The organism is Cellvibrio sp. KY-GH-1, from assembly GCF_008806975.1.
GTDB lineage: Bacteria > Pseudomonadota > Gammaproteobacteria > Pseudomonadales > Cellvibrionaceae > Cellvibrio.
Map to the genome: position 1 here is coordinate 2,981,452 of NZ_CP031728.1, position 14,844 is coordinate 2,996,295.

Sequence of the window (14,844 nt, forward strand, 5' to 3'; positions counted from 1 at the left end):
ATCCATGTACCTCGCCCTTAGGGCAGCTTCGCTGTGCAAAACGGTTTTCCTACCGTTTTTTTCATCGCACTCATACGTGCACCAATACTTTGACCGAAGGCTATCGATTCCTGTTTGTTGTTGGTTTTGCTGTTGCTCTGTTGTTTCATGTGGTCGATATCCATACTCAGACCACCGAAGGTGACATTGCGCGGTAAACCAAACCACAAAATTGCCGGGAGCAATTTTGGACAGCTTTAGCTGGTCCGGAGGACAACCTCGCTCTAATGATTCAATATCTTTACCCATCGCATTTCCTCGATAGCTCAACCAAACAAATTCGCTTGGGCTTGCAACTATTTTGCGCGCACGGGAATCAGCTCAATGAGAGACTGACGGTGAGAAAGTAAGCGTCGTACAACCTCGGCAACCTTGCCATATACCTCTCCTTGGAATGTAGATTGTTGAGCCTAAATTTTTAGCGCTATTACTGTGAACTTCCCATCATAAAAAAACCCAAACAGCTTTCACCAGTTGGGCTTTGCGACAACAACAAATATTGAGGATTGCTGCTTTTAGTTAACGATCAAGAAATCAAGGAGTCTGCCCCCTTGATCAGACGAATAACAGCCACATCAACAAACCAGAAGCCAGAAAATTTATTCAGCTATTTTTTATTAAAATAGTTGCTAAAAAAATATATAACCACACCAGAGCATACAACGAAAACACCCGTTATCGATAATTCGAAATTTCCGTATAAATATAAGGCGGATAGATACCCTAGTAAAATACCAATTATAATAAAAATTGTTTTTTTACTTGCCATTAAAAAGCGATTCTTATCAATCATCTCGATCTCCTTACCACGGACTAACACCACATTCAGAATAAGTTGGAATATATGGATGCGCACCAAGTGCAAGCCCCAAGGCGGCAACTACCAAATCTGCTAAGCGATTGCCTGTTCCCCCAGCCACAGCCCCTCCCAATGTTACCCCACTTAATAAGCCCAGCAAAAAACATCCTAAAACACGGTCAACTTCGTTATTGTCATTTGTTAAATACTCTGTCATCGAAAGCAAAACGATCATAAAAGGTATTGCAAACGCAAGGATAAAAGGCAGCACATTTGTGGCAATTACCTTAGCTCCCGGTCCCCCTAAAACCACATAAGATAATGATGCCCCCAATACTGTCCCTACAGCGAAGGCCGCACCATTCCCCCCACCCGAAATCATATAAGCTCCGGCACCCGTATTCTGATCCAACAGAATATAGCCTTCACCTACCCAGCCAATAAAATTAATTCGGGCTTCGTGAGCAGTTGCGATTTTTCCAGCATTTACTGCATTGCGAATATCGTTTTCTGCATCGGCACCCAAATTAATTCGACTGAGTGCGAGGTCAAGGTTAGATTGGTTGATTGTCCAAATCTTTTGGCCTTGCTGGCTTGCAATCGCTAACGCTTTTACAGCTGATATTCCTTGGGCTTTATCGGTTTCAGTGGAGAACATTTGCTCAGGAACCAAGTGCTCCATCGCACTCATTCTTGAGGCGATGGATTGGCTGAACGCAATGGTTTCATCTTTATTATTGGTTTTACTGTTGCGCTGTTGCTTCATGTGGTCGATATCCATACTCAGACCACCGAAGGTGACATTGCGCGGTAAGCCAAACCAGTATTGGGTTTCCAAGTTGGTGCTGAAGGTACCGTAACTGGGCAAGCGATAGTTGATAATAGCGGAACTTTGCGCAGCGATCTGGTCTTGCAGGTCGTTTAAGGCGAAATAATTAAATACTGTGCCGTACAGCAAATCACCTACAAGGTTGTGTTTGGTGAGTGTAGCGAGTTGCACTTCACTATTACTTTCGAGTTTCGCTTTGGTGGCTTCGAGTTGTTGTTTTAAACGCGCGGCTTGTTCAGGGCTTGCGCCTTGTAAATCCAAACCGATAGCGCGATAGCTACCAGCGGCTGGGTGGTTAACACTGGTTTCCCAACCTTCTTTCGGGCTCCATAGGCCCATTTCTTCGTAGAGTTCTCCACCCATTTTTCCGGCGGCTCCTGCTTTAATGGTTTCGCCGTTGATGGTGAATTCTGCGGTGAGGTTAATTAAATAACCCGGTAATGTTTTGGGCAGTTTTGCTGGATCAATCGAGCCATTCGCTTCCGGTGCGGGTAAACGGCTGGCGATAATATCTTCGTCAGCTTTGGTGGCTGGTTTGAAACTTAATGCGATGGATTTGCCAGCGAGCTTTGCAGTGGGTTCTTCAATGGTAATGAAGGGTGAATCCGCATAACCCATATTTTCTGTCGCCAGTGTGTATTTAAATTTATGGCGCAGGTTATTGGGGACTTCGTTAAAGGTTTGGCTGGTGATTATGCGGTTGTAGGGCAAGCCTGCGGCTAATGGACGCGGAGGTAATATTTTAATTTCCTGCAAGCCGAGCACTTCACCCACGGTGGAATCTGGATTCTGATTTTCAATATAGGTTTTTAATTGATTCTGGAATTGTGTGAGCTGCGCTTCGATATCCGCCTGCGGCACATTTTGTACCCAGCCTTCCTGCTCATTCACAATCGATTTGGTTTGAATGGTATTAGCTAAGGCTTCTGCATCAAACGGAACCTGATCTTTCAGATTCATGCCGTCGGTGAAATCGTATTGTTTAAAACTCGCATCCATCGGAATCCAGCTATCACCCGCCAGCTCTTTCATACCGCGACTGGGGAAGTAATCCACATAGGCTTCTACCCACACGTGCTCCAACTTAAACGTGGCAATTTTTCCGCCTTCAACACGGCCAATAGTGGGTACACCACCCATACCTAAAATCGCTTGCGCGGCTTCAGGGGTTTTTGCATCACCTACCCAGTTCATGACTTTTTCAGCGGGAATTTCTACCGTACCGTAAGCGTAACGGGCTGGAATATTGGCAGCACGCAACAAGGCGATTAATAAACTGGCGGTATCAATCGCGTTACCTTGTTTGGTTTCCAATGTGTGTTGTGCGCCCTGGATGGAACCGTAGCTGGGAATAAATCGGATGTTGTTGTGAACCCAGGTATAAATGTCGATGCTGTTGTTATGCAGTTGTGCCGCTAGTGCTTTAATTTCTGGCGTGAGCTGGACTTCAATCGATTCGTTGAGTGCGGCTTGTAATTCTGCGTTAGCAGCATTGGCCATTGCTTGCGCGATTACACCGGGATCGGTATCACCCGCTTGCGCCAACTGTGCGTATTTGGCGTAGGGGTTTAAACCTAAAGTCGCTTGCAGATCTTGCGGGTTATCGACAGGTTCACGCACCTCCTCATCGGGCGCCCCCCAAGGTAAATCATCCGGTGTGGCAGGAGTATGGGTTGGCTTAAATTGTTCCTGTTCAAGTGTTTCGTTTAATTGCTCAAGCGCTTGTTCTTGCGCGCTGGCCGATTGGGCACTAACCAATGCGGTGAGTTGCTCTTTGGTTTGCGTGTAGCGGGTTTTGATGTGATCAAGCGCTTGAGCATGGCGCTCTTTAATTAATTTTTTAACATCGTCGCTGAGCGCGTTGCCAGCTGCTGCGGCCTCTTGCTCAAATTGCGTTGCTTCGGTTTCAAATTCGGTAATCGCTTCCTGATAAGCCGTATCGATGCTGTTGCTCAGGGTTTGTAATTCAGCCAGCTCCTCACTGGTGATTGGCCCATCACCAAATACGCTGGCGAAGGCACTTTGGAACCAGTTTTTATCGGCGTCGCGCTGCTCAATCGCTTGCGGTAATTCCAACACGATTTTATCGCGCAGTTTTGCCAAGCGATTGCTGAGTTTTTTCTCTGGTGTGGTTTCTATCGCCGCTTCCAACGCGGCTTCGCGTTGGTCGTCTTTATTTATTTCATTGGCAACGGCAGCTGCGGCCGGGTTGGCGTAAAACACAAACGTAAAAAAGAATAAGGTTAGCGCAGCAATTGCCCGTGCAAATAAGCCGCCGCGAAAACTATCCATGGTAATGCTGTTGTTACCCGAATTTAGGGGATGTCCTTGTTTCATAATGTTTTACCTTTGGTCTTGCTAAATACACAAATAAATTGAAAAAAAGGTGTGATAACCGGCTCCGCTCTAGAGCCGGTTTTTTCTGCCAATCAAGGCTGTAAATTCAGGAATTTTTCGGCGCGAGTTTGCCAATCCGGACTGGTACCCGTTTGCACCTGCAACTGGAGCAACCCTCCACCGGTTTGCGGTAATTTCACATAGAGCAACTGCGATTGGGTTGCACCGGCATCCAGCGCAAACGGTGCTATCCAATCATTGCTGTTAGCAGCTTTAGTAAAATTAGCGGCGCTGATAACACTGACATTAGCCGGCATTACCAGTTTCACCTGACCGGTCGCTGTTTGCGCACCTGCATTGGCATAGGAAACAAGAATCGGCAGGGTTTTACCCGCCCTGGCTGTGATTGGCTCAGGGTTTACTTGCTGCAAGGCAGCAAGCAGCAATTGGGCAAATGGATTCTCATTGCCAGCACCTACATTCGTTGCTTGGGCCAACACATCAAAACCGACGAAGACAGATTTACCGAGTTGGTATTGATAAATCGACAGTGCATTTTTATTCGCACTGGCAGTTACCATGGATAAATCACCACTGAAGAATCGATTATGGATCGACATATATCCGCTGGTAGTAGAATTCCAACTCTTCACGATTACCTGACCTTCGACGCGGCCCGCCGGCTGATTTACCTCGGCAAAGGGCGCAAGAATACTGCCTTCAATTCCGACAGAGGTCATCGACAACGACGTTGCTTGTGGGAAGTTAAACAGTACTTTATCCCGAATATTCGTCAACGATTGCATTCCCATACTTTTGATACTGACATTCTGGCCGATCACATTAAAGACCACAGTCGCATTGTCGGGAATACAACTTACCGCAAACGTATGAGCAACGCCAAGATCAGCACCGTTCACGTTAAAGACTTGGGAACGGCTGGAGCAATCGCCTTTTAATTCCAACCCACCCCATTGCATCTTCACTGTGCCATTTGCCGGTAATGTAGCAAGGCTGCTGGAAAGCTGCTGCAGGTATTCGCGCTCAACATTGAAATTAATTGGCATTGGTGCATTGCCTTTAATTGTTGCACCCGTTGCCATTCCAAACCGCACCGCATCACCAATACCGGAAACACTACCACCGGCAATTACGTTGCCGTAGTAAATACGACCCGATGGGAAAATCACATTACCGCCCACAGTCACTACGTCATGCAGCTTGTTTGGATCGAGCTTATCGCCCACGCTGAAATTTTGCAGACTCAGATTGCCGCCCACTGCCAAACGCCCTTCAACTGTCGATGATAATGAAGTGAAGTTATCCCACACAAAATTGCCGTAACGACCTGCTGCACCTAATGCGCCAAGTACTGTTTGTGTATCTGCGCCCGGCAAGTCATTTTTGTATTGGCCAATAATCGTGGCGCCATCCGCCGTGAAGTTAAGCACTTGCGAAGACTTGTTAAACGCCCGCTGCCATGCCAAACCTAAAACGCTGTCATTTATTGCAACGCCTTTTGCATAGGACTCATTTGCACTTGTTTTAATACCCAGCGCTTGCTCCAGTACTTGATGGCGGCGATCTGTAGCGCCGGCGACAACTAAACCATCACCTGCCGCCACCTTGGCATTCAATGAAGCTTGTGTAGTTTGATCCAGCGTAACTTTTTCGCTAAGCAAGGCGTAAGCACCGTAACCACCTTGATTCATTTCAGTAGCAAATGCTGCCGCGTTATCGACAATCGTGTAGAACCAACCAGCATTGGTTAACAGATTTTCAAGGTAGGTGCGCTCGGTAGCGGATGAATCGATCAATACTAATAAACGGGCTCTTTCACCGAGAGTAATATCGCCATTTAACTTAATGGCTGATTCTTTGACGGTAAATATTGCAGTTGCTAAAACAGCAGATTGGCCCGCAATAGTTGCTTCGAGCACGCAGGCATAATCGCCTTTTTCAAAACCAGTGGTAGCAAACAGCTTGCTGTAGGATTGGGAGCCTGCTGGAACAATTGAAAGGATCTCCTCAGTAGCTTCCTTCACCAACTCAGGGTCGATACTCACTACTGATTTTTTCATCATAATATCGTTGAGCAACCCTGTACCCTGATTAGTCACAACAAAATTACAGCCTTGCAACGCACCGCGATCAAGCTCCAAATGCTCCAAGGTCACGCTACCACTCAACGCCCGTAGCGGATCATCTGAAACCGCAAACGTTGTATTTGCTGAAGCCAATGAGCCTGCGCCCGCAGCATCATATATAGTCCATGAGGCCTGATACTGACCGGGTTTAACACCGACTAACTCCAGTGTAGTTTGGCGTGCAAACTGTTCACTGCTCACCAACTGCGGAATAGCAAATTCGCGCTCAAGCACAACGCCGGCTTGAGCATCTACTACCCGCAACTTGGCCAGGCTTGACGGCAACATCGTATTGCTCGTCATATTGCTTACGACTGCATCTAGTTTCACCGTTTCCGACACACGATACTCAGCCTTATCAGCAAATAAGCTAGCGCCGACCAACGTGGAACCATCCAATGAGCTCGCGGAAATTGTGATTGAAGCAACTGCTTCTGCAATCACACGATTGCGGGAATCAACTAACTGCCCGTGTATTTCGTATGCACCAGCCATTGTTGTAGCTGTATTCCACTCAGCTGTAACTGATTGGGTATTGAATACCGGTATGGTACCAACCGCAATTGGCACTAGCTTAGCAAGAACGCTGCTGTCGTCGACTGAGCGAACACTCAGTTGAACACTACCTCCACCAAATACCGACCCAAGACTTTTTACGACATTGGTAATATTGACGTATTCATTTGCCCCATAAACAGATTTATTAGTTTTCAAATCCAGAGTTTGCGCCGCAGCGTTTGTGACAGACGGAATAGCAACTGAATTATTGATGACCTCATCAGTAAACGAATTCGCAAATGTTATTTGCGCATTCGTACTCACCGGTCGAATCTCTTTTAATCCAAGATCTTTAATTGCCAAATCAAAATCTATATCAACCCCTTCATTTTTTACCCCCAATAGATCCCACAGATAACTGATGGAGCCGTCATTCGAAGGCGTTATGCTCGTAGGCAAAATAGAAGGGTTCGATAAAACAACATTGCTCGGCTGGACAAGCGTCAATTTAACATTCAGCCCACCTATGGTTTCCAAGGCTCTCGGCAAATAGACCATTACAAGACTGGTATCACCAAGATGAGTTGTAAATAAACTAGTGTTCACCTCCCCCTCAGCCGTTACAGCGCCCCAAAAACCTCCTGGCTTTTGTTTGTTAAGCAAGTATGTCACTGAGTTTCTGATGACCGGATCTGCGGCTGACGGAGTTGTGTAGTTAAGCGCAATACCTACCAACGCTGTCATCAAAGAGTCAGGCTTACGGAGATTATCTGGGTCGTTAATATTGGCAGTACCATTTACAGACCAGCCCCCGTCTGCTGACTGGCGAGCACGAAGCAATGCAACGATTTTATCGATGCGCGAGCTAATTTGGTTTTTTAAATTTTCATCAACCAAATGTTTACGAATTTCAGCTAAACCAATAATTGTTGTCGCATGGTCAACATTTTTCTGACTGAGTAAATCGTGCGAGGCCAAATATCTGTTAGCCATAGCAGGAAAGCCAGTTAAATAGTTTTCCAATATTGTGTCGTTCAGGCTGCGTTTTTCAATCGGCTTAATGTCAGACAAAACACGGTCACTTGCGAAGAGAGCCCCATTGAGCGAGGCAATTCCAAATAAATTAGTTGAAAATAGAACCCGGCTCGCGGCGCCGTTAGCATTAATGAGATCTAAACCTTGCGACTCGCCTGTGGCCGTACCGCCAAATCCTTTGTTGTCGTTGGTAATAAAAATTTCATCCGCAGACTGAATAACAAGGTTAATGGGGCGAGAGGAAAGCCCTGATGAAAAAATTGATATCTCTCCTGTGACTGCGACTTTTATTAGCCGAGAATTGCCCCACTCAGCCACAAGCAAATAACCATCGGGATGCCATGCAATGCCATGCGGAAGACGCAAACCATTCTTCTCAACAATTGTTTGAATTGTCCCATTACCAAGCAAACGAACTATCTTTCCTTCATCTGCGCAGGAAATATAAGTATCCCCGAGTGAATTCTGTGCTATTCCCCATGCGCGCTGATTACAAACTTTATAACTATTAAGAACTGCACCCGTCGGAGTAACCCGGAAAATTTCACCCGTATAGGTTGTCATTAAGAAATTACCACTAGATTCAACGTGCACGCCGTGAACCAAGTTACTAATCCCGGCAACAGACCTAAACAGTATTTCCGTTGTACGGGAAACAGGGTTTATTTTTTCTGTCCAACCATTGCGTTTGACTACGTAAATAGAATCTCCTGCCGCCGTTATCGCGTTCAGGCCCGTATTACTATGGTTAGTCGGAATTGTTGCCCCCCAAGAATATTCATTGTGGACCTTGGATAACGCCCCTTTTGCTTCAATCGCTCGGCTAGCCACCGTTGCAACCAATGCAGTCGCCGAAAACTCACTGTTCAACCACCCTGTATTTAAATCCGGCTTCCACCACAGTTTTTCACTGGATACTTGGCGTCTCGACCACAGAAATTCCAAGCTATTTACTGTAGTGTGGTAGGTGTCGTCTGGATGTGGCCACTCACTAATGCCCCACGCAGCGAATAATGTCGCAGATACCTTGCTTTCAGGTCCCGAGCTAGTTTCAAGCTCTCCATCAATGCGTTGACCAGTTCCTATTTGATTTAAAAAATATAGGGCATGTTCGCGCTTAACATCCGCTCGCTCTAACGACGAGCCTAATCCTGCTACAGTTTGCGCTTGCGTATGACAACCGAGACAATTATTTTTTTCTTGCCAGGCTACACCTTCTTTGTTGGTATATTCGGCACCGCGCTCGATTGCATTCTTAATCAATGGGTACAATGGATCTACACTGTTCGCACGTGTAGTATCGACACCCTTCAATCTGATTGTTCCGGTTACAACAGAATCGCCCTCATTCAGAATCGAGCTGTCGACGGAGTAGCTCGCGCTACCGACATCTCCAACATAAATACTTCCATCAATTTTTTGGTCGATACCATCCGTGCGCACTATTTGTACTTTGTAATTACCCGTTTGGCCCGCCAGCGGTGTCCATAAACCAAAGTCCACATCGACAATTTGATTGGGAGAAAGTGAATCTACAGACTGGGTCTTCGAGTAAACCACGTGTTCGGTATTCTCCGCGGCAATGGTGAATTCAAGCGTGCCCGCATCAAGTGCCATATTACCGACATTTCTGATACTTGCCTTTAAACTCACGGGCGTTACTGAACCAGCTTGGACCAATGGCGGATACGCAGCGAAAGCCCCCAATTGCATTGGCGTTGGGAGGACATCGACAAGGTAATCTTTCTGAGACAATAGTTTTTTGGTCTCAGTTGAATACGCATTAACTGCAATTCTGTAGGTACCCGGCTTGTTTGCTCGAGTATTCCACTCAAAACCAATAGTTTTGGTCTCCCCCGCCGCCAATGAAAATATAGGCGACCCATAACCTAGCTGATCCGAAATAGCGACTTCTTGAAGCAGTTGCCCATCTGGCGTCCATATCTGACCTTGAACATTTACCGTGTCTGTTTCTTCGCCAGAGTTTTTAATAGCTCCGGAGAATGTAGCCACTTCAAACGCTTTAAGACTATTGCTCGATGACACAAAATTTACTATGTCAATTTTGCTCAATATGATTTTCTTTAATGAAAAATCATATCTTGCTATATCGCTAAGTGATGTTGCGACAACGTACGCTTGTGTCTCATAGCCAGCTGCGGAAACAATTACTGTGACTTTATTTTGTTTGGATCCTGAGAATCTATAAGCCCCAAGTTCATCACTACTAACAACAATATCGTCAGCCTTAATAGATGCATAAGGAACAGGGGCCCCAGTCTTTGCGTCTATTACTTTACCGAATACCCCTCCGGACGTTGGATTCATTAAAACTGAACCTGCCGATGTATCAGCTCCACCACTGAAAACACCATCCAACACTTTTGTTTCAAAACCATTTTTTTCAAAAATTAGTTTAATGAGGCCATTTTTTGCCGCAATTTTAAACTTGCCATTTACATCTGTAACAGTACTCGCTCCACCAATTATCTCTCGTACGGAGACACCTTCAATTCCTTGAATGAAATTGAAATCACCAAAATAGCCCGTAATTGCGGTTGGATCAGATACCGTTCCATGCAAATATCCCTCCTCAATAAATCCATCGCTCAATTTGTGAAGCTCTGGCGAGAACTCATTCTCAGTTTCGTTACCCACATAAACAGTTTTAGTGAGCGTGTAAAAACCATCCAAAGCAAATCCAACGTTGTATTGACCGGGAATTACTTCTTGCGAATAAAACCCTCCAGCATCAGTAGAAGTGAGGTATTTACCGCCTCCAAAACGAAGCAGAACCAAATCCACATTCGCAAGAGGCGCCCCCGTCTGACCATCTGTCACACGACCACTTATTACGCCTGAATCTTTCAATACTTTTAATTGAACAACTCCCACATCAAGCGGAGCGCCACTCCCAAGAGTTATGTTTAACTCGACCTGCTGATAACCGGTAGCCGTAATTTTAAGTAAGTAGTCCCCTGGGCTAAGGCTTGCGCCATTAAAGTACCCATTTATATTTGATGCTATGGTTCGAACACTCGGCCCAGAAATATCCACTCGCGCTGAATCTATGGGTTTACCGGTAACATTACTTTTTAATAATCCAGAAATAGATCCAAGGTCTTTGTTTTCAATAATCGGTGGGTTTTTTACGAGATATAACACCTGCAGCGCAATGGCTGTGGTGTAAGGGTCATTATTCCAAGAACCATTTTCCAGTTGGGATTTCGTTAAAAACTGAAGCGCTTTTTCGTAAGCTGTTGGCGATGACGAAGCGGGTATAACCGCTAATAATATTTGAGCAGTATCCAACACACCCGCCCATCCACCAGTAGGGGTTTGAGCCTTAAGAAGATACTGAATGGAAGATGCAATTTTATCATTAACATTAAATGTTAACCGGTGCTTCTGTAGCGCCCTATTCACTTGGGCAGTGACAATCAAAGAAGGGTTATTACTTTCTTCAGCCCAGGATTTATCGCTGCGCTGCTTTCCAAGCAAAAAGCTTAATGCATTCGCCGCGTTAAAACTGTGCAGTTCCTCCAAGCCATCAATCGATGCTAATAGCTGTGCACTGGCGAATACAGAGTCGTCATATCCAGGATAATCACCAAAACCACCGCTGTAAGCCAAGAAGTTCGTTATCGGGGCAACAGGAAGATTGGCTGCCAATGCTTTATTCAGCCGCAATGCGTTAACGCTGGCCTCTAAATGTTGGCTTGGTTCACCCTGTAAAAACTGCAGCGCCTTAGTCTTTATTGCTGCATCAAGTGATTTGTGTTGATTCAGTGCAATCAAGGATTCAGCGGTCGCTTGCTGGACCGACGCTAACGAGACAGTGGAGTCAAAGCGACCGTCAGCCTGTTGCTGGGATTTAAGCCATGCGACCCCACCATCTATAGATGCGGCCGAAGAAAATGAGAAAAATGAAATAAAAAGGCAAGTGAATGCTGCAAGCAGGTGCCTGACGACGAATAACGTTCCCATGTTGTTTCCCTTTCAGCGAGATCCAGGAGTGGAGTTTAAAAATGATCAAAAATTAAGTGGCAGGCAAAGTAGCATAAAAAAGAGATGGAATTATGTTTTAGGCGACAAAATTTCAACCCTCCGTTACCTGATCATCAACCTCCTTATCAAATCTGCTGCGCATTTCGGTGGTTACATTGGCAGCGATACCGGTGCTATCCCACATATTAATCATTACGCGGATAAAGTGGAGCGGCCTGCCACTAGCACTAGCACTAGCACTAGCACTAGCACTAGCACTAGCACTAGCACTAGCACTAGCACTAGCACTGGCAAATCCTAATCGCGACCTGAGTGTATTCACAAACTCTACCGTGCCTTGAATAAATTCACTAACATCCGTCACTTAGGGCTTAATTGGGGACAAAAGCACATCGGCAGCGCAGATGGCAGGCTCCTGCACAACGCCTTTAGCGTCCTGTGTAACAATCAGTATGTAGTCATAATCCAAAGCTTGCAGCGCCACATAAAGGCGCTGGAAATTCGCATAGGGTTCAGGCAGAAAGGCAACAATATGCTCGCGATATGGGGCATCGTTCAAAACTATATCGAGATTGGGAATGTTAGTTCTGGAGATACCGCCTGCAGTGTCGGCTTTTTTATTGCAGAAAAATCCCCCCAATAAAAAACGGGCCACACAGGGCCCGCTTTTTACTCTTCAACAAATGCTTACTTGTTAATCTTGTGACTTTTGATCGCCAGGATAGTCCTTTCGCAACTCCACCGGCTTATCGATATTTTTGCGCATTTTAATATTGATCATCTCCACACCCAATGAGAAGGCCATGGCGAAATAGACGTAGCCCTTAGGCACATGCACATCAAAACCTTCGATCATCAAGGTGAAACCAACAATCACCAGGAAGGAAAGTGCGAGGATTTTAATGGTCGGATGGTCATCCACGAAATCGCCAATCGGTTTAGCGGCAAACAGCATAACACCGACTGCGATGATAATTGCCAACGCCATAATCGGAACCTGGCTGACCAAACCAACCGCAGTAATCACTGAGTCCAATGAGAACACGATATCCAGAATCGCAATTTGTACCAGTACAACCATCAAACCATGAGCCGCAACATTGCGCTCAGTTTCAATTGCCCCTTCAAGGCTGCCGTGAATTTCATGCGTTGCTTTGGCAATCAAAAAGAGGCCACCGCCGATCAAAATAATATCTCGCCCAGAGACAGGATGCCCAAATACATGGAATAAGGGATCTACCAACCCCATTACCCACGCAAGCGAGAACAACAATGCCAGGCGGGTAAGCATAGCCAAACCGAGGCCGACTGTCCGGGCAAATTTCCGCTGATGCTCGGGAAGCTTTCCCACCAGAATCGATATGAAAATAATGTTGTCGATCCCCAATACAATTTCCAGGGCCGTCAGCGTTGCCAGGGCAACCCAGGCTTCCGGGCTGGCTAACCATTCAAACATTGCTTGCTCTCTTCTCTTAGTTGTTACCGATGGATTAATAGTGGATTGGAGATGCCAATCGACCAGATTTTTTGTTTACCGGCGCCATTGAGGCAATAGTAAAGGCCGCGATTGTACCCTGCCCCATACAACCTTAGGCAATTAGTTTTACCTTTTGTGGTAACAAGTGAATGACAGAGGGCGGAGCGATTAAGACGTCATCGTGGGAATGACGCCTTAGCAACGAGGGATCAGGAATTGCGGGTAGTTAAACGGCTTAATAGCGCCATTAGGCCTTTCTTTTCATTTTTCATCAGGTAGTGATCACGAATACCGGATATATCCACATCGTAGCTGCCCGGTTCAAGGTCGCGAGCAATTTCGATTTTTTCAATTTCATAGCGGGATTTTTTTCCAGAATCCAACAGCTCTTGCTTGCGCTTATCGTCTTCTGACAAGTCCAGCAGCAGGTATTCATCCAGAGGTTGCTTATACGCATCCAACACAACAATCACCCGCGGCTTTAACCGGCGCTCGAAGTTTTGCTCGACCACCACCGCCACTTCACCAGTACTCAACTCCACCAAAGTACCGGTCGGGTACAAACCAATAGCGCGGATAAACTCCACCACCAACTCTTCCTGGAACTGGATATTACGTAACTCATAAAGCTTGCCCACGGCCTTGGAGGGCGCAATAGGGTGACGCGAGCCGCGCGGATTGGTGACATAATCATAATAGGTCACTATGCCCGCAATCTTTCCCAATAGAGGGATTTTGTCGCCAGACAAGCCTTGCGGGAAACCACTACCATTAAGGCGCTCGCAGTGAGTTTTCACCACACTGATAACTCGCGGTTCTACACCAGGTGTTTGGCGCAGTATCTCACAACCTAACTCAACAAAAGTTTCGTATAGACTTTCCTCATCTGCACTGCGCTCGGATTTCGCCAGCAGTACAGCATCCAATTGGACTTTTCCCACATCCTTGAGCAGCACTCCCATTGCCAGCACATCAAGATCGCGCTTGGGCAGCCCAATATGGCGGCCGAATAAAATCGCCCACACTGACGAGCGCACAGCATGGCTATAGGTATATTCGTCTTTTTCCTGTACGCGGGACAGCCAGGTAAATGCATCTGGATTGCGCAGTACACTATCTACCATCTCACTGGCAACGCGCTTTGTTTCTCCCAGAGAAAGACCATCGAACTGGTTTTTCTCCAATTGATCCATAACCTCTACAACCGCGCCATAGACCTTTTGATGTAACTGGCGCGCTTTTTTTACTTCGCGCTGCAAGGGCTCCACTTCGCGATAGAGTCCGCGCTGGATTTTCAAAGGAGCAACAGTCTCCGTAAATGAGCTAACTCGCTCACGGGTTGAGGTTTTTTTAGCGGCGGGGGCAATCGTCTTGAGGTTAGCCGCGATGGGACCGCGACCTTTTTCGATATCTATATAGACATAGTTGCACAAAGCTTTGAGCTGATTAATTTCGCCCAGATCACGCAGATAAAAACCTTGCAAAGGAAAAGGAGTCTGCGACCAAGGGCGATCCAGCCCGGACACAAACATACCTATGGTTAGCTCATTAACGTCAACTTTGACCTGCTTGATGCCCACGCCTTTTCCCCACGTCACCATTTGGTGTTAATTATCGACTTTATTGCTTGGGATAACTGGCACTGATCGCCTGGCGTTCGATGTAAACCGCCATT

Annotated in this window: 6 protein-coding genes; all 6 read right to left on the reverse strand. The window is 46.3% G+C overall.

The genetic code is table 11. The features are described from left to right. Positions 1–17: 17 nt before the first annotated feature. Entirely contained in the window at positions 18–224 is a 207-nt protein-coding gene (locus D0C16_RS12825) for a hypothetical protein (RefSeq protein WP_151032744.1), read from the reverse strand. Positions 225–842: 618 nt separating this feature from the next. Beyond that, a complete protein-coding gene (locus D0C16_RS12830) occupies positions 843–4,004 on the reverse strand; it encodes a transglutaminase-like domain-containing protein (RefSeq protein WP_151032745.1) in 3,162 nt (1,053 codons plus the stop codon). 92 nt (positions 4,005–4,096) lie between these two features. Continuing rightward, positions 4,097–11,671, reverse strand: a complete 7,575-nt coding sequence (locus D0C16_RS12835; RefSeq protein ID WP_151032746.1) for a choice-of-anchor A family protein — start codon at positions 11,669–11,671, stop codon at positions 4,097–4,099. A 385-nt stretch (positions 11,672–12,056) separates the two neighbouring features. After that, a complete protein-coding gene (locus D0C16_RS12840) occupies positions 12,057–12,347 on the reverse strand; it encodes a ParA family protein (protein WP_151032747.1) in 291 nt (96 codons plus the stop codon). Between the two features lie 39 nt (positions 12,348–12,386). Then, complete coding sequence (locus tag D0C16_RS12845) at positions 12,387–13,148, reverse strand: TerC family protein (protein WP_151032748.1); 762 nt, start codon at positions 13,146–13,148, stop codon at positions 12,387–12,389. A 230-nt stretch (positions 13,149–13,378) separates the two neighbouring features. Continuing rightward, entirely contained in the window at positions 13,379–14,749 is a 1,371-nt protein-coding gene (locus D0C16_RS12850; RefSeq protein WP_151032749.1) for an HD-GYP domain-containing protein, read from the reverse strand. Positions 14,750–14,844 lie beyond the last annotated feature (95 nt).

Bases quoted from the DNA above. Each gene is read 5' to 3' on its own strand.
- D0C16_RS12830 (WP_151032745.1), bottom strand. From the start codon at position 4,004: ATGAAACAAGGACATCCCCTAAATTCGGGTAACAACAGCATTACCATG.
- D0C16_RS12835 (WP_151032746.1), bottom strand. From the start codon at position 11,671: ATGGGAACGTTATTCGTCGTCAGGCACCTGCTTGCAGCATTCACTTGC.
- D0C16_RS12845 (WP_151032748.1), bottom strand. From the start codon at position 13,148: ATGTTTGAATGGTTAGCCAGCCCGGAAGCCTGGGTTGCCCTGGCAACG.